Here is a 15127-nt window from a genome sequence, read left to right as displayed (position 1 = left end):
ATAGCTTTTGAGTTCGTTTGAGGTACTGGCGCTGCTAGGATGCGCGCGCGTTTCGCTCCCTGAAGCGCCCGTCCCAGAGCCCGCTCCCTACAAGAGGCCGCCATGCGCAAACACCGCCGTTTGACCTTCCGCCACATCGGCCAGATCAACGTGACCAACCGCCTGAGCGGCGACCCCATGGGGGTGGTCCTGGACGTCTCGATGGGCGGCCTGCGGCTGGTGACGGACGACCCGCTGGCGCCGGGCAGCTGCTACGACATGCGCCTTGAGATTCCGGTGCGCGAGGACCACACCCGCTCGGTGGATATCACCGCGATCTGCCAGTGGTCGAAGAAGGACGCCAAGAACGCGCGCTTCGAGCAGGGCTTCAAGCTGGACCGGCCGAGCGCGGCGTTCACTGAGTTGGTGACGTCGATGTCGGTGAGTTTCAACCGCAGTCTGTTGGGGCGGGCGCGGTTGTCGTGATGGGGTTGGTTTGGGTGCGGGCTGATGCACCCTCTCCCAAAATACTCCCTACCCCAACGTCCCCATAATCTGCACCCCCACCCGCTCCGGAATCTCGTTCTGCGACAGCACGTGCAGCCCCGGGCTGAACACCCGCGCATAACGCGCCAGCAGCGGTCGCAGTTGCGGCATCACGGTGAGGATCGGCGGGTGGCCTTCCTTGCGCAGTTTTTCCTTCACCACCGGCATGCTGTGCTGCAGCTGGTTGAGCAGGCTGGGCTCCACCGGGATGTTGTCCAGGCTCACCGGGCCGGCCTGCTGGGCGATGCTCAGGGCGCCGAGCAGGGTGTTCTCCAGGGCGTTCTCCAGGACGAACACGGTCAGCTCCGGGCGGTCGCCGGCAATCGAGGAAACGATGCTGCGGCGCAGCGCATAGCGCACGTCGGAAGCCAGCAGTACCGGGTCCTTGGTGGTCTCGCTGCCTTCGAGCAGGGCGCTGGCGATGGTGACGATGTCCTTGAGCGCCACCTCCTCCTGCAGCAGCTGGCGGAACACCCGGTGCTGCTGCGAATAGGTCAGCTGCGCCTTCAGTGATTCGGCCAGCTTGGGCGCCTGCAGGGTCAGGCGCTGCATCAGGTGCTCGACATCGTCGTGCTTGAAGATGTCCGGCAGGTGCTCGCGCACCACCTTGTTCAGGTGCGTGGCGACCACGCTGGCGCAGTCGATCACCTGGTAGCCCAGGTTGAGCGCGCGGGACTTGTCCGCCGGGAGAATCCACACCACCTGCATGCGGTACGCCGGGTCAACGCCGAGGATGCCGTCGATCTCGCCGTAGAGTTCCGGCGAGGGAATCGCCATCAGCCGGTCGGCATGGATTTCCGCGCCGTCGATGCGCTCGCCGTTGATGTGGATGGCGTACTGCGAGGCCTTCAGGCGCAGGCTGTCACGAATCTGCACTTCCGGCAGGAGGAAGCCCAGGCTCTCCGACAACGTCTGGCGCACCCCGCGAATCCGCTGCGGCAGCGGCGCGCCGCTGGCCTCGTTGACCAGGCTGACCAGCTTGTAGCCCAGCGAGATCGACAGCCGCTCCACCAGCGGGATGTCTTCCCAGCCCAGCTGCTGGGCGCGCTCCTGGTCCATGGCATGCGTCAGCGCCTGGGTCTGCTCCAGGGTCTGTGCCTCGATCGGCGGGCCGGCCAGCGCCAGGCGCCAGGCAATGAAGGCCACCAGCGCGGCGAAGGCGAAGAACGCCACGTGCGGCATGCCCGGTACCAGGCCGAGCACCACGAGTATGCCGGCGACGGTATAGAGCAGCGACGGCGAGGCGAGCATCTGCTTGCGCACCAGGCTGGTGATTTCCGCCGATTCGTTGACCCGCGTGACGATGATCGCCGCTGCGGTGGACAGCAGCAGCGCCGGGATCTGCGCCACCAGGCCGTCGCCGATGGTCAGCAGGGCGTAGCGCTGGAAGGCTGCGCCCGCCGGCAGGTCGTAGACGAACACGCCGATGGCCAGGCCGCCGAACAGGTTGATCAGCAGGATCAGGATGCCGGCGATGGCGTCGCCGCGGACGAACTTCGAGGCACCATCCATCGCGCCGTAGAAGTCGGCTTCCTTGGCCACTTCCGAGCGCCGGCGCTTGGCTTCGTTCTGGTCGATCAGGCCGGCGTTGAGGTCGGCGTCGATGGCCATCTGCTTGCCGGGCAGGGCGTCCAGGGTGAAGCGTGCGGTCACCTCGGAGATGCGCTCGCCACCCTTGGTGATGACCATGAAGTTGATGATCATCAGGATCACGAAGACGATCAGGCCGACGATGAAGTTGCCGCCGATTACCACGTGGCCGAAGGCCTCGATCACCTTGCCCGCCGCGCCCGTGCCGGTGTGGCCGTCGAGCAGCACCACGCGGGTGGAGGCGACGTTCAGGGTCAGGCGCAGCAGCGTGGTGACCAGGATCACCGTGGGCAGCAAGGAAAAGTCCAGCGGACTCTTCGACGACACGCTGACCAGCAGCACCAGGATCGCCACCACGATGTTGAAGGTGAACAGGGCGTCCAGCACCAGCGGCGGCAGTGGCAGGATGATCATCGAGAGGATCGACAGGATGATCAGCGGGATGCCGATGCGGCCGCTCTGGAAGGTCGGCAATAGTGACTGCAGTAGGCGCATGGTCAGACTCGGTTCAGCAGTTCTTCGGGGATGGGGACGTTACGGATCAGCTCCGGGCGGTCACGGCGCCCGGAGCGCCAGGCCTTGAGCTGGAGGATGTAGGTGAGGACGTGGGCCACGGCCTTGTACAGCTGCGCGGGGATCTGCTGGTTGACCTGGGTGGTGGCGTAGATGGCGCGCGCCAGTGGCGGCAGCTCCAGCACTTCCAGCTCGTGGGTCTTGGCCAGCTTGCGGATGTACAGGGCGGTTTCGTCCAGGCCCTTGGCGACCACGTAGGGCGCCTGGGCCTTCTTCGGGTCGTAGCGCAGCGCCACGGCGAAGTGCACCGGGTTGACGATCACCACGTCGGCGGTCTTGATGCTCTTGCTGATCTGCCGGTGCACCAGCTGGCGCTGCAACTGGCGGATGCGCGCCTTCACTTCCGGGCGGCCTTCCTGGTTCTTGTGCTCTTCCTTGCGCTCCTGCTTGGTCATGCGCAGCTTCTTCTTGAAGAAGAAATACTGGATCGGGATATCGATGACCGAGAACAGGATGAACACCACCAGCAGCGACAGGGTGATGTCGTAGAAGGTGCCGAAGGCCGTGGCGATCGCCGTGCGCACGTCGCCGCGCTGCAGGGCGAGCAGGCCGGGCAGGGCGCCGTGCAGCTGGTACAGCGCCACGACGATCAGCACGGCGATCTTCAGCAGCGACTTGGCCAGTTCGGTCCAGTTCTGCAGCGAGAAGATACGCCCCAAACCGGTGATGGGATTGAGCTTGGACAGCTTGGGCATGAAGTTCTTGCTGGAGAAGATCCAGCCGCCGGGGATCATCGAGAACAGCACCACCAGCAGTGGCGTGACCAGCAGCGGCAGCAGCGTGGTGATGAACAGCACCAGGTGATGGCCGAGCACCAGCGGCAGGTCGTCCAGGCCGATCTCGCTGTTCCTCAGGTCGATGAAGGACAGCGCGAAGCCTTCCTTGAGGCCATCGTAGAAGTGCTCCACACAGAACTTCAGGGCGATCAGCGTGGCCAGCAGCGAGAGGGTGGTGGAGAGGTCCTTGGAGCGGCTGACCTGGCCGTCCTCGCGGCTCTTCTTGAGTTTCTGCTGGGAAGCCTCTTCGGTCTTTTCCTGGGCGCTGTGCTGCTCAGCCATGGCGCCCCTCGCGGAAGATCACGCCGATGGCATCGAGCAACTGGCGGGTGAGTTTCAGGTAGTTCTCGGGGATGTCCGGCAGGGTCAGCCAGATGCACGCCAGGCCCGCCAGGATCGCCATGGGAAAGCCCAAGGAAAACAGGTTGAGCGCCGGCGAGATGCGGTTGAGCAGGCCGAAGCAGAACTGCACCAGGGTCATGCAGAACACCACCGGCAGGGTGATCAGCACGGCGGCGGCGAACACCCAGGCGAGGCTGCCCACCACCGATTCCAGCCCCAGGTAATGCAGCCCGCTGCCCACCGGCCAGTAGACGAAGCTCTGGTAGAGGATGCTCACCACCAGCAGGTGGCCGTCGATGGAGAGGAACAGGAACACCAGCAGGATGAAGTACAGCTGGTAGAGGATCGAGGACGACGACACGCCGTTCATGGGGTCGTTGTACACCGCCATGCTCAGGCCCAGCTGGGTGGAGATCACATCGCCGACCAGGGTGAACACGGTGAACACCAGCATCAGCGAAAGGCCCAGCATCAGGCCGAAGGCGATCTGCTCCAGCGCCACCAGCAGACCCTGCGCCGACAGCGGGTCGATGGCCGGCGGGCGCGGCAGTGCGGCGCCCAGGGCGACGGTCAGCGCCAGCCCGAGAAGGACCCGCAGGCGCATGGGGATCGCCTTGTGGCTGAAGATCGGCGCCAGGGCGAACACCGCCATGATCCGGCAGAAGGGCCACCACCAGGCCTGCAGTGTCTGCAGATAGTCGAAGGCCTGCAGGAAGGATGCGCCGTGCTGCATGGCATCAGCCGACCAGGCGGCCCGCCTGGTGGAACGACTGGATGAACAGCTCCGACAGCGTGCGCAGGATCCAGTGGCCGGCGAACACCAGCATCCCCAGGGTGATCAGCAGGCGTGGCAGGAAGCTGAGCATCTGCTCGTTGATCTGCGTGGCCGCCTGGAAAATGCTCACCAGCAGGCCACCGATCAGGCTCGGCACGATCAGCACGCAGACGATCAGCGCGGTGATGTGCACGGCGTTGGAAACAATATCGACGGCGCTTTCCGGAGTGAGCATGGCAGGGTCCCTAGAACGGCTGCACACTGCTGGTCAGCGTGCCCATCATCAGGGCCCAGCCGTCCACCAGCACGAAGATCATCAGCTTGAACGGCAGCGAAATCATCATCGGCGAGAGCATCATCATGCCCATCGCCATCAGCACGCTGGCGACCACCAGGTCGATCACCAGGAACGGGATGAAGATCATGAAGCCCAGCTGGAACGCGGTCTTCAGCTCGCTGAGCACGAACGACGGCAGCAGCAGGGAGAAGTCCAGGTCGTCGAGGTTCTCCGGCACCGTCTCGCCGGCCAGGCTGACCATGGTTTCCAGCGAGGTGCGGTTGGTCTGCGCGAGCATGAACCGGCTGAGGGTGTGCTTGGCGCGGCCCAGGCCGTCTTCCAGGCTGATCTGGTCGGCCTCGAAGGGCTGGTAGGCGTTGCTGTACACGTCCTGCCAGACCGGGCGCATGACCAGCAGGGTCATCACCAGGGCGATGCCCACCAGCACATTGTTCGGCGGGCTCTGCTGCAGGCCGATGGCTTGCCGGAGGATTGCCAGCACGATGACGAAGCGGGTGAAGCAGGTCATCAGCATGAGCATCGCCGGAAGGAAGCCCAGCAGGGTCATGACGATGAGGATCTGCAGCTTGACGCTGAAGGCCTGGCCGTCCGCCGTATCGTGCAGGTTGAACAGCGTGACCTCGCCGCCGGCCGCCTGCGCGTAGAGCGGGCAGAGCGCGGCGATGAGCAGGCCAAGCGTGGCCAGGCAGCGCGGCAGCATCACGCCGTCAGGGCGTCGAGGCTGGCGCCGCACAATTCGAGCACGCGCAGGCCGTAGTTGCCGTTCATCACCACCACCTCGGCCTTGGCGAACAGCGCGCCGTTGACCTTCACGTCCAGCGGCTCGCCGGCGAGCTTGTCGAGGATGATCACGCTGCTGGCATCGACGTCCATCAGCTCCTTCAGCGAGATTTCCACCGAGGCGACTTCCAGGGTGACGTTCACTGGGATCTTGCCGAAGAAGGCCAGGTCTTGCTGCGGCAGCGGCGCGCGCACGGGTTCGGCGGGGATGTCGGTGACATCCTGGGTGAGGCCCAGGTCGCCGTCGTTGATCAGCGACTCGAACTCGGAGTCGGAGAGAGAACCGGTCATGGGTTTTTCACGCTTTCCAGAGAGGAGAGGAAGAGGGTGCCGTCGTCTTCGAAGATGGCGCCGCGGAACAGCTTCTGCTGGTTGACCCGCACGTCGACGCGCTCCAGCGGGCGGATCGTCAGCACATCGCCCGGCTCCAGGGCCAGCACTTGCGACAGCGGCAGGCGCGCGGCGGCGACCACGCAGTCCAGGCGCAGCGGCAGGTGCTTGATGTGCTCCACCGGGTTGCCGGTGAGGCGCGGCGGCGGCGGGCCGGCGAGGCGGCGGGTCAGTTCGTCCGCCAGCGGGTTGTCCAGGTAGAGGTAGAGCGAGGAGCGCTCGCCCGTCAGGTGGCTGACGTAGCTGAACTCGGCGACGTACTCCCACTGCACTTCTTCATAGGTGGGGTCGATCTGCTGCAGACGGCCGACCGATTCGCCCATCAGCAGGGCGCGGCCGAACAGGTCCACCACGTCCAGGCCGAGGCGGTCGAGCATGCGCTGCTCGGAGCTGCTGATCGGCGGCGTGTCGCGATTGGCGACCACGGTGCCGCCGTAATAGCACTCGATGACTTCGGTGAGTAGGGCGCGGTCCATCGCGAAACCGAACTTGCCCAAGGGCGAGTCGAATAAACACTCCAGTTCACGGGGAAGTTCCTCGTGAATGGTCAGGTTATCCAGCTCGAGATTGATTCGATAATGCCGCAGGAAGTAGTCGCTGATAATCCTCGGATATTTTCCGGATATCTCTTTGATGTACTGCGGAATCTTGTGATAATGCCGGCCGAGTTTCTGCGGTTTCAGTCGAATCAGACTATCGGCGGGCACGCCATGGTGGACTTTTGATTTACCAGTCATGCTCAGCGTCGTACTTCCAGGTTCGATCTGCCATCTGCCCAAGGACACGGGAGGTGTCGTGACCGCCGGGGTCGGCTGATCGTTGCTCGCGGCATGCTCTGTATGTCGTAGTGCCCTGTGACTGAGGCGTCACGGCTGCTGACATGGCGGAATGATAGCGATCTGAGGTCGCCCGATTAAATCAATAGATATCAAATGATGTTTTTGACGGAACTTTTTTTCTATTGATCTTAATTAATCGGCGGGAAGCTATGGCGTAGTGCTGGCACTTGTTAGTGTGGGTGAGTTAGTTACAGGTTGCAGCGACTTTGAATATGACGAAGTTGTTGCAATGCCACCCGTGAGATACCCGGTCCATGAAGAAGTTCCGCAGTCGCCGAGAGAGTTTTCCGGCCGACGCTGGCGTTGAACGAGGACAGGGGTTTCGAACGCACTAGCGAATGGAAAGTTGCGGTGAACAGTTTAAGCCAGTCGATCGATCAATTATGTGAAACGCTGCTCGAAGAGCGGCCGGCGCAGAAAAAAGTTGCGATCATCGGGCCGTCCTCGGACGCCGCTCACGCCCTCCTTTTGCAGGCGCTGCTGGCCGAAGGCTGCCGCGTCGAACGCTTCTCCGGATTCGCCGAACTGGCCCGTGCGCGCAGCGACGCTGTCCTGCTGTTCATCCTCGCCGGCGCCTTCCCCGCCCCGGACCTTTATGCCCAGGTCGGCGCGCTGCTCAGCGATGGCCGCGAGCGTGACGTGGTGCCCATCGTCGGCTATGAAGAGCAGGACAAGGCCGCCACCCTGCTCGACCTGGGTTGCGTCGACTACCTGCTCTCGCCTTTCGGCGCCGGCCAGCTGGCCGCGCTGCTGCGTCGCCAGGAAGCCTCCAGCGCCGCCCAGGAACTGTTCGTCTCCCGCTCTCAGGCCGGCCGCCGCCTGCTGGCCATGGCGCAACGCGTCGCGCAGACCCGCGCACCGATCCTGATCACCGGCGAGACCGGCACCGGCAAGGAACTGCTGGCCCGTTATATCCATGGCATCGCCACCCCGGACGCGCCCTTCATCGCGGTGAACTGCGCGGCGATCCCCGAGGCGATGCTCGAATCCATCCTCTTCGGCCACGAGCGCGGCGCCTTCACCGGTGCGGTGACTGCCCAGCCGGGCAAGTTCGAACTGGCCAATGGCGGCACCCTGCTGCTGGACGAGATCGGCGAACTGCCGCTGGCCCTGCAGGCCAAGCTGCTGCGCGTGCTGCAGGAGCAGCGCGTGGAGCGCCTGGGCGGGCGCCGCGAGATCGAGCTGGACGTGCGCATCATCGCCGCCACCAACCGCGACCTGCAGGCTGAAGTCAGCGAAGGGCGCTTCCGCGCCGATCTGATGTTCCGCCTCGACGTGCTACCGCTGCACATCTCGCCCCTGCGCGAGCGCAAGGAAGACGTGCTGCCGCTGGCGCGACGCTTCATCCGCCAGTACGCCCCGCAGGACGCCGATCACGACTTGCTGACCGAATCCGCGAGCCGAGCGCTGCTGCAACACGACTGGCCGGGCAACGTGCGTGAGCTGGAGAACACCCTGCAACGCGCCCTGGTGCTGCGCAACGGCCTGTTCATCCAGCCCCGCGATCTCGGCCTGGCCGCGCCGGATGCGCCTGCCGGTACCGTCGCCGCGGTGATCCCACTGGCGGCCGAAGGCGGCCGTGCCGCCCTGCGCGCCAGCGGCAAGCTCGCCGAGTACCAGCACGTCATCGACACCATCCGCCGTTTCGGCGGGCACAAGACCAAGGCCGCACAGAGCCTGGGCATGACCACTCGCGCGCTGCGCTACCGGCTCAACGCGATGCGTGAGCAGGGCGTGCAGGTGCAGTTCTGATTTCGTTTCCGGGGGAAACTTCCATGAGTTCGATCATGCAGGTGCAGCAGGACATGCTGGACCGGATGAACCGTTACGCCGACCTGGCCAGCGGCCCGGCCGTGCGCCCCGCCGCGCCGCTCTCGGGCAATGCGCCGGCGCAGGGCATCGGCGCCAGCTTCGAGCAGGCACTGCGCTCGGTGGACGCCGAGCAGCACAAGTCCAGCGCCGCCATGGCCGCGGTGGACAGCGGCCAGAGCGAAGACCTGGTCGGCGCCATGATCCAGAGCCAGAAGGCCAGCGTGTCGTTCTCCGCGCTGCTGCAGGTGCGCAACAAGCTCACCGGCGCTTTCGACGAAATCATCCGCATGCCGCTGTAAGGACTGACAGTGCTGCAGAATCTCAAGGGGCGCCTGCCGCTCGACAAACTCAAGCTCGACCCGCGCCTGGGCCTGCTCGGCATCGCCCTGGGCGCCGCCCTGCTGGCCGCTGCCGTGGTCTTCTATCTGTGGCGCGACCAGGGCGCCTACCGCCCGCTGTATGGCGCCGGCGAAGCCTACCCGGCCGCCGACGTGATGCAGGTGCTGGACGCCGAGGCCTTCGACTACCGCCTGCATCCGCAGAGCGGCCAGGTGCTGGTGCGCGAGGAAGACCTGGCGCGCGCCCGCATGCTGCTCGCAGCCAAGGGCGTGAAGGTGTCCATGCCGGCCGGCTACGAGCTGTTCGACAAGGACGAGCCGCTGGGCACCAGTCACTTCCTCCAGGACGTGCGCCTGAAGCGCAGCCTGGAAGGCGAGCTGGCGCGCACCATCATGGGCCTGAAAGGCATCGAGCAGGCGCGCGTGCACGTCGCCCGTGAGGACAGCAATTCCTTCGTGGTCGGCCGGCGTGACCCGGCCAAGGCTTCGGTGCTGCTGCAACTGGCGCCCGGCCAGCGGCTTAGCCCGGAGCAGGTCGGCGCCATCGTCAACCTGGTCGCCGGCAGCGTGCCGCAGTTGAAGCCCGAAGACGTCAGCGTGGTCGACCAGAACGGCGTGCTGCTGTCGCGCGGCATCAGCGGCGTCGGCGGTCCCTCTCAGAACTGGCAGGCGGTGGACGAGTACCAGCGCAAGGCCGTGGGCAATGTCGAGGAAGTGCTGGCGCCGGTGCTCGGCCTGGGCAACTACCGTATCAGCGTGTCCGCCGACATCGACTTCAGCCAGAAGGAAGAAACCCTGCAGGCCTACGGCGAAGCGCCGCGCCTGCGCAGCGAAGTGCTGCGCAACGAGAGCACGCTGGACCAGCTTGCCCTCGGCGTGCCCGGCTCGCTGAGCAACCGTCCGCCGGAGCCGCCGCCGCAACAGCAGCAGGGTCAGAACAATGCCCAGGGCAATAACCAGGCTACTCCGGGTAACGGCAAGGTCGCCAGTACCGACAACAAGGCCGCGACCTCGACCCGCGAGGAAGCCACTCGGCAGAACGACTTCGACCAGAGCGTCACCCACATCAAGTACCCGGCCTTCGCCCTGCGCCAGCAGAGCGTCGCCGTGGTGATCAACGCCTCCACCGCGCCCGAGGGCGGCTGGACCGACAAGGCCCGTGCCGACCTCGAAACCATGGTGAAAAGCGCCGTGGGCTTCAATGCCCAGCGCGGCGACCTGATCACCGTCAGCGTGTTTCCCTTCGCCGCCACCGCGGTGGAAGAGTCCACCGCCAGCTGGTGGGAGAGCAGCGCCCTGCAGTCGCTGGTGCGCTATACCGTGCTCGGCCTGATTGCGCTGCTGTTCCTGCTGTTCGGTGTGCGCCCGGCCGTGCGCAGCCTGACCCAGCGCGTGCAGCCGACGGCCACCGCCGAGCTGCCTGAAGGCGCCGCCGAGTATCCATTGGCGCTGGATGCCGAGCGGCGTCTGTCGCTGGGCAGCGAAAGCGTCGGCGGGCTCAACGTGCTCGGCGAGTTGAACCCGCTCTCGGAAATCCGCCTGCCGGCGCCGGGTTCGGGCCTGGAGCACCAGATCGAGCATCTGCAGATGCTGGCGAAGAACGACCCGGAACGGGTCTCGGAAGTGATCAAGCACTGGATTGGCCGCAATGACCGACACGAGCCTGCCTGAAGAAACGAAAAAGCGCGGCCCGCAGATGCGCGCCGTGAGCTCCCTGGAACAGGCGGCGATCCTCATGCTGAGCATGGGTGACGAAGCCTCTTCCGGCATCCTGCGCAATTTCAGCCGCGAGGAGATCGTCAGCATCAGCCAGGCGATGGCGCGGCTGTCGAACGTCAAGCAGAACACCGTCTCCGACGTGATCGGCCGGTTCTTCGACGACTACAAGCTGCAATCCAGCATCAAGGGCGCCTCGCGCTCCTACCTCGCTGGCATGCTCGGCAAGGCGCTGGGCAGCGACATCACGCGCAACCTGCTGGACAGCATCTACGGCGAGGAAATCCGCGCCAAGATGGCACGGATGGAGTGGATCGATCCCAAGCAGTTCGCCGCGCTGATTGCCAAGGAACACGCGCAGATGCAGGCGGTGTTCCTCGCCTTCCTGCCGCCGGGCATGGCCACCGACGTGCTCGAAGCCATGCCGCCGGAGCGCCAGGACGAGCTGCTGTTCCGCATCGCCAACCTCAGTGAAGTGAACAGCGACGTGATCGCCGAGCTGGAACAACTGATCGACCGCAGCCTGCGCGTGCTCTCCACTCAGGGTTCGCAGGTGCGCGGGGTCAAGCAGGCGGCGGACATCATGAACCGCTTCAAGGGCGACCGTAACCAGATGTTCGAGCTGCTGCGCGCGCACAACGACGACCTGGTCGGCAAGATCGAAGACGAGATGTACGACTTCTTCATCCTCTCCCGGCAGAACCAGGAAGTGCTGCAGACCCTGCTGGAAGTCATTCCGCTGGACGAGTGGGTGGTCGCCCTCAAGGGCGCCGAGCCCGAGCTGGTGCGCGCCATCCAGGGCGCCATGCCCAAGCGCCAGGCGCAGCAGATGGAGTCGATCAACCGCCGCCAGGGCCCGGTGCCGCTGAGCCGCGTGGAGCAGGTGCGCAAGGACATCATGGGCGTGGTGCGCGAGCTGGCCGCCGAGGGCGACCTGCAGGTACAGCTGTTCCGCGAGCAGACGGTGGAGTAACCGCGCATGGCGATCAAAGTCATCAAGGCCGACAGCCGCGCCTGGCGCCCCTACCGCTTCCCGCCGCGCTGCGCCACCGCCAGCGCCGACAACCATGGCTGGGACAGCGACCCGGCGGCGCGCCAGCGGGCCATCTCCGAAGGCTTCCAGGAAGGCCTGGAGAAGGGCTACCAGGACGGCGTCGGCGAAGGCCGTGAAGCCGGCCTGCGCGAAGGTTTCGAGGCCGGTCGCCAGGACGGCCTGCGCAAGGGCCGCGAGGAAGGCCGCGCTGCGGGTCGCCAGGTGTTCGACGAGGCCAGCGCGCCGCTGCAGGCCGCCGTCGAGGCCTTCGGCGAGTACCACCAGGCCCTCCAGCGCAGCCGCCAGAAGGAGCTGCTGGAGCTGGTGCAGAAGGTCGCGAAACAGGTCATCCGGGTCGAGCTGACGCTCAACCCCACCCAGTTGCTGACCCTGGCCGAGGAAGCCCTCGCGGCCATGCCGGGCGAGCAGGGCGAGGTGCAGATCCTGCTCAATCCGGAAGAATGCGCGCGCATCCGCGAGCTGAACCCCGAGCGCGCCGCCAAGTGGCGCCTGGTGCCGGACGAACGCCTGGCGCTGGGCGAATGCCGCGTCGTCACCGCCCAGGCGGAAGCCGACATCGGTTGCCAGCAGCGCCTGGACAGTTGCATGGAAGCCCTGAGCGCGCACCTGCAGGACGAAGACTGACGATGGCCCTGGGCGACGGCTTCAAGCTCGAAGAAGCGCTGCGCTCGCTGGACTCGGTCCAGCTGGCGCGGGTCAGCGGTCGCCTGGTGCGCGTCTCCGGCCTGTTGCTGGAAAGCCTCGGCTGCCGGCGCATGACCGGCCAGCGCTGCTACGTGGAAGTCGCCGACGGCGAGCGCCTGGAGGCGCAGGTCGTTGGCTTCAACCGTGACATCACCTACCTCATGCCCTTCAAGAAGCCCGTCGGCCTGACCTCCGGCTCGCGGGTCTTCCCGGCGCCGGACGAAGCCGTGCTGCACATCGATCATTCCTGGCTGGGGCGCGTGGTCAACGGCCTCGGCGAACCCCTGGACGGCCTCGGCAAGCTCGCCGGCCGCCACCCGCTGCCCACTGAATTGCCGAACGTAAACCCGCTGCGCCGGCGCCCGGTGTCCGAGCCGCTGGATGTCGGTGTGCGCGCCATCAACGGCCTGCTGACCCTGGGCAAGGGCCAGCGCGTCGGCCTGTTCGCCGGCAGCGGCGTGGGCAAGAGCGTGCTGCTGGGGATGATCACCCGGCAGACCAAGGCCGACGTCGTGGTGGTCGGGCTGATCGGCGAACGCGGCCGCGAGGTGCAGGAGTTCATCCTGCATTCCCTCGGCCCGGAAGGGCTGCAGAAGGCGGTCGTGGTGGTGGCGCCGGCCAATGAGTCGCCGCTGATGCGCCTGAAGGCCACCGAACTGTGCCACAGCATCGCCGCCTACTTCCGCGACCAGGGCAAGGACGTGCTGCTGCTGGTGGATTCGCTGACCCGCTACGCCATGGCCCAGCGCGAGATCGCCCTGGCCCTGGGCGAACCGCCGGCCACCAAGGGCTACCCGCCATCGGTGTTCGGCATGCTCCCGGAGCTGGTCGAAAGCGCCGGCAACGGCGAGGGCGAGGCCGGCAGCCTGAGCGCCATCTACACGGTGCTGGCCGAGGGCGACGATCACCAGGACCCGATCGTCGACTGCGCCCGCGCCATCCTTGACGGGCACATCGTGCTGTCGCGCCGGCTGGCGGACGTCGGGCACTACCCGGCCATCGACATCGGCGCTTCGGTCAGCCGCTGCATGAGCCAGGTGGCGGACCCGCTGCACCTGTCGGCGGCGCGGCAGTTCAAGGAATTCAGCGGAACCTATGAGCGCATCAGGGAGCTGATCCCGCTGGGCGGCTACACGCCAGGCATGGACGTGAAGACCGACCGCGCCGTGCAGTTGGCGCCGATGCTGGAACGCTACCTGCGCCAGGAGACCGCCGACGGCGCCGAGCTGGGCAACAGCGTCGCCACCCTGCAAAGCATCGTCGGGGGCCGCTGATGAAGACGCAGATCGACATGCTCGGGCGCCTGGCCGACGTCCGCGGCGGCAAGGTCCGCGAACTGCTGGGACGGGTGAATTACCAGCAGAACCTCTGCCAGCGCTATCGCAACAACATCACCGGGCTGGACCGCCTGTGCGGCTTCAGCGTGGCCACCAGCACGCCGCTGCAGCGACACAACCAGCAGCAGTACAAGGCGACCTTGCACAAGATGCTGCAACTGCAGCGCCGCGAGCTGGAAGTCGCCGAGCAGACCCTGGCGCGCATCCAGGGCGAGCTGATGGCAGCCATGCGCAGCGAGAAGGTGCTGACCCAGGTGATCGAGGCCAAGGTCTGCCAGTGGCAGCTGCAGCTGGCGCAGCAGGAACAGAAAATCCAGGATGGCCTCGCCGCGCAGTCCTGGTGGCGGGCGCGGGCTTGAGTGTGGGGGGCGGAAGTGGCGGATAACGCGTTCCGCGTTATGCGCCCTACGCAGGTGTTCCGTAGGGCGAATAACCGCTAGCGGTTATCCGCCGTTTGTTCCGCGAAAATCGGCATTTAAGTTTTCCGGCGAGGCGGTCGCCCTCTCAGGGAAAGCCCCAAAAAATATTCGGATACCGACCATGGAAATCACCCGGCAACTGCCCAGCATCGCGCTGGCCACCAGCGAGTCCGCCAAGAGTGCGCGCAGCGAGCGCGTCGCGCCGGTGGCGGAGACCAGCGCCAGCGCGCCGGTCAGCGACTCGCTGCGCCTGGACGAGATGCAGGAAACCCTGCGCGCCATGCCCGACGTGGACCAGGACCGCGTCGCGGAAATCCGCCGCGCGCTGATGAATGGCGAGCTGCAGAACGACACCAGCGTGCTCGCCACCAGCATCCTCTCTTACCATCGCGGCAGCGACGCATGACCCAGCGCGCGCGGCTGCTGCAGGTGATCGAGCAGGACATCCAGCAGGATGGTCGCGATTGCCTGACGCTGCGCGACCGCCTGCAGGAGCTGTATCGCCACCTGCTGGCGCGGGACAGCGCGCAGATCGAGGCGCTGAACCCGGACATCCAGGCACTGCTCGAATCCGTCGCCGGCCGCGCCCAGCGCCGCAGCCGTGTGCTGCGCGCCTTTCACCTGCCGATGGACGCCGACGGCATGCGCACGCTGCTGTCCAACTACAAGCCGCCGCGCCGCGAGGAATTGCAGCAGGAGTGGCTGCAACTGGGCCAGCTCACCGCCCAGTGCAAGCGTCTCAACGAGCGCAACGGCAAGCTGCTGGCGATGCACCACGACATCCTCAGCCAACTGATGGGCGATCCGCGCGAACAGCCGGTGTATTCGCGCCAGCTGTACTGATCCCGCGCTCGTCCTTCACGGGCTCTATTCGCCAGC

At 66.0% G+C, this 15127-nt stretch carries 17 protein-coding genes; 10 read left to right on the top strand and 7 right to left on the bottom strand.

Features of this window, described 5'->3' with window-relative positions:
- Window positions 1-102: 102 nt before the first annotated feature.
- On the top strand, window positions 103-465 hold the full coding sequence (locus tag IB274_RS13080; RefSeq protein ID WP_192432379.1) for a PilZ domain-containing protein: 363 nt from the start codon (window positions 103-105) through the stop codon (window positions 463-465).
- Between the two features lie 48 nt (window positions 466-513).
- Here IB274_RS13080 and IB274_RS13075 read toward each other — a convergent pair whose 3' ends face one another.
- The 7 genes from IB274_RS13075 to IB274_RS13045 are packed head-to-tail and all read right to left on the bottom strand — an operon-like array spanning window position 514 to window position 6786.
- On the bottom strand, window positions 514-2610 hold the full coding sequence (locus IB274_RS13075; protein ID WP_192432378.1) for a flagellar biosynthesis protein FlhA: 2097 nt from the start codon (window positions 2608-2610) through the stop codon (window positions 514-516).
- 2 nt (window positions 2611-2612) lie between these two features.
- Window positions 2613-3746, bottom strand: a complete 1134-nt coding sequence (gene flhB, locus IB274_RS13070) for a flagellar biosynthesis protein FlhB (protein ID WP_192432377.1) — start codon at window positions 3744-3746, stop codon at window positions 2613-2615.
- Entirely contained in the window at window positions 3739-4539 is an 801-nt protein-coding gene (gene fliR, locus IB274_RS13065) for a flagellar biosynthetic protein FliR (RefSeq protein WP_192432376.1), read from the bottom strand. Before fliR ends, flhB begins: the two co-directional genes overlap by 8 nt.
- Window positions 4540-4543: 4 nt before the next feature.
- The gene (locus tag IB274_RS13060) at window positions 4544-4816 is read right to left on the bottom strand and encodes a flagellar biosynthetic protein FliQ (RefSeq protein ID WP_138519859.1); all 273 of its coding nucleotides are present in this window, start codon (window positions 4814-4816) and stop codon (window positions 4544-4546) included.
- A gap of 10 nt (window positions 4817-4826) precedes the next feature.
- Window positions 4827-5579: a flagellar type III secretion system pore protein FliP gene (gene fliP, locus IB274_RS13055; protein WP_192432375.1), complete on the bottom strand. Its 753-nt coding sequence runs from the start codon at window positions 5577-5579 to the stop codon at window positions 4827-4829.
- Window positions 5579-5950 (bottom strand): FliM/FliN family flagellar motor switch protein, encoded by a 372-nt coding sequence (locus IB274_RS13050; protein ID WP_192432374.1) that lies wholly within the window; start codon window positions 5948-5950, stop codon window positions 5579-5581. Before IB274_RS13050 ends, fliP begins: the two co-directional genes overlap by 1 nt.
- Window positions 5947-6786, bottom strand: a complete 840-nt coding sequence (locus tag IB274_RS13045) for a FliM/FliN family flagellar motor switch protein (protein ID WP_192432373.1) — start codon at window positions 6784-6786, stop codon at window positions 5947-5949. Before IB274_RS13045 ends, IB274_RS13050 begins: the two co-directional genes overlap by 4 nt.
- A 474-nt stretch (window positions 6787-7260) precedes the next feature.
- Between IB274_RS13045 and IB274_RS13040 the strand changes: the two genes are divergently transcribed.
- The 9 genes from IB274_RS13040 (at window position 7261) to flgN (ending at window position 15091) form a co-directional block, all read left to right on the top strand.
- Window positions 7261-8640, top strand: a complete 1380-nt coding sequence (locus IB274_RS13040; RefSeq protein ID WP_192432495.1) for a sigma-54-dependent transcriptional regulator — start codon at window positions 7261-7263, stop codon at window positions 8638-8640.
- Window positions 8641-8663: 23 nt separating this feature from the next.
- Window positions 8664-8999: a flagellar hook-basal body complex protein FliE gene (locus tag IB274_RS13035; RefSeq protein WP_192432372.1), complete on the top strand. Its 336-nt coding sequence runs from the start codon at window positions 8664-8666 to the stop codon at window positions 8997-8999.
- A 9-nt stretch (window positions 9000-9008) separates the two neighbouring features.
- Window positions 9009-10709: a flagellar basal-body MS-ring/collar protein FliF gene (gene fliF / locus IB274_RS13030; RefSeq protein ID WP_192432371.1), complete on the top strand. Its 1701-nt coding sequence runs from the start codon at window positions 9009-9011 to the stop codon at window positions 10707-10709.
- A complete protein-coding gene (locus IB274_RS13025; protein WP_045213334.1) occupies window positions 10687-11727 on the top strand; it encodes a FliG C-terminal domain-containing protein in 1041 nt (346 codons plus the stop codon). Before fliF ends, IB274_RS13025 begins: the two co-directional genes overlap by 23 nt.
- Window positions 11728-11733: 6 nt before the next feature.
- Entirely contained in the window at window positions 11734-12432 is a 699-nt protein-coding gene (gene fliH / locus IB274_RS13020) for a flagellar assembly protein FliH (protein WP_192432370.1), read from the top strand.
- A 2-nt stretch (window positions 12433-12434) separates the two neighbouring features.
- The gene (fliI, locus tag IB274_RS13015) at window positions 12435-13766 is read left to right on the top strand and encodes a flagellar protein export ATPase FliI (protein ID WP_192432369.1); all 1332 of its coding nucleotides are present in this window, start codon (window positions 12435-12437) and stop codon (window positions 13764-13766) included.
- Window positions 13766-14188 carry a flagellar FliJ family protein gene (locus IB274_RS13010; protein WP_192432368.1) on the top strand — a complete coding sequence of 141 codons (423 nt, stop codon included), beginning with the start codon at window positions 13766-13768 and terminating at the stop codon, window positions 14186-14188. Before fliI ends, IB274_RS13010 begins: the two co-directional genes overlap by 1 nt.
- Window positions 14189-14369: 181 nt before the next feature.
- Window positions 14370-14654: a flagellar biosynthesis anti-sigma factor FlgM gene (flgM, locus tag IB274_RS13005; RefSeq protein WP_192432367.1), complete on the top strand. Its 285-nt coding sequence runs from the start codon at window positions 14370-14372 to the stop codon at window positions 14652-14654.
- Window positions 14651-15091: a flagellar protein FlgN gene (gene flgN / locus IB274_RS13000; RefSeq protein ID WP_192432366.1), complete on the top strand. Its 441-nt coding sequence runs from the start codon at window positions 14651-14653 to the stop codon at window positions 15089-15091. The genes flgM and flgN overlap by 4 nt, the downstream gene beginning before the upstream one ends.
- Window positions 15092-15127 lie beyond the last annotated feature (36 nt).

This window comes from Pseudomonas sp. PDM18, assembly GCF_014852585.1.
Taxonomy (GTDB): Bacteria; Pseudomonadota; Gammaproteobacteria; order Pseudomonadales; family Pseudomonadaceae; genus Pseudomonas.
This window is presented reverse-complemented; position numbering and strand designations above follow the sequence as displayed.

Coding starts and splice junctions, on each gene's coding strand:
- IB274_RS13080 (WP_192432379.1), top strand. CDS start 103: ATGCGCAAACACCGCCGTTTGACCTTCCGCCACATCGGCCAGATCAAC.
- IB274_RS13075 (WP_192432378.1), bottom strand. CDS start 2,610: ATGCGCCTACTGCAGTCACTATTGCCGACCTTCCAGAGCGGCCGCATC.
- flhB (WP_192432377.1), bottom strand. CDS start 3,746: ATGGCTGAGCAGCACAGCGCCCAGGAAAAGACCGAAGAGGCTTCCCAG.
- fliR (WP_192432376.1), bottom strand. CDS start 4,539: ATGCAGCACGGCGCATCCTTCCTGCAGGCCTTCGACTATCTGCAGACA.
- IB274_RS13060 (WP_138519859.1), bottom strand. CDS start 4,816: ATGCTCACTCCGGAAAGCGCCGTCGATATTGTTTCCAACGCCGTGCAC.
- fliP (WP_192432375.1), bottom strand. CDS start 5,579: ATGCTGCCGCGCTGCCTGGCCACGCTTGGCCTGCTCATCGCCGCGCTC.
- IB274_RS13050 (WP_192432374.1), bottom strand. CDS start 5,950: ATGACCGGTTCTCTCTCCGACTCCGAGTTCGAGTCGCTGATCAACGAC.
- IB274_RS13045 (WP_192432373.1), bottom strand. CDS start 6,786: ATGACTGGTAAATCAAAAGTCCACCATGGCGTGCCCGCCGATAGTCTG.
- IB274_RS13035 (WP_192432372.1), top strand. CDS start 8,664: ATGAGTTCGATCATGCAGGTGCAGCAGGACATGCTGGACCGGATGAAC.
- IB274_RS13025 (WP_045213334.1), top strand. CDS start 10,687: ATGACCGACACGAGCCTGCCTGAAGAAACGAAAAAGCGCGGCCCGCAG.
- fliH (WP_192432370.1), top strand. CDS start 11,734: ATGGCGATCAAAGTCATCAAGGCCGACAGCCGCGCCTGGCGCCCCTAC.
- fliI (WP_192432369.1), top strand. CDS start 12,435: ATGGCCCTGGGCGACGGCTTCAAGCTCGAAGAAGCGCTGCGCTCGCTG.
- IB274_RS13010 (WP_192432368.1), top strand. CDS start 13,766: ATGAAGACGCAGATCGACATGCTCGGGCGCCTGGCCGACGTCCGCGGC.
- flgM (WP_192432367.1), top strand. CDS start 14,370: ATGGAAATCACCCGGCAACTGCCCAGCATCGCGCTGGCCACCAGCGAG.
- flgN (WP_192432366.1), top strand. CDS start 14,651: ATGACCCAGCGCGCGCGGCTGCTGCAGGTGATCGAGCAGGACATCCAG.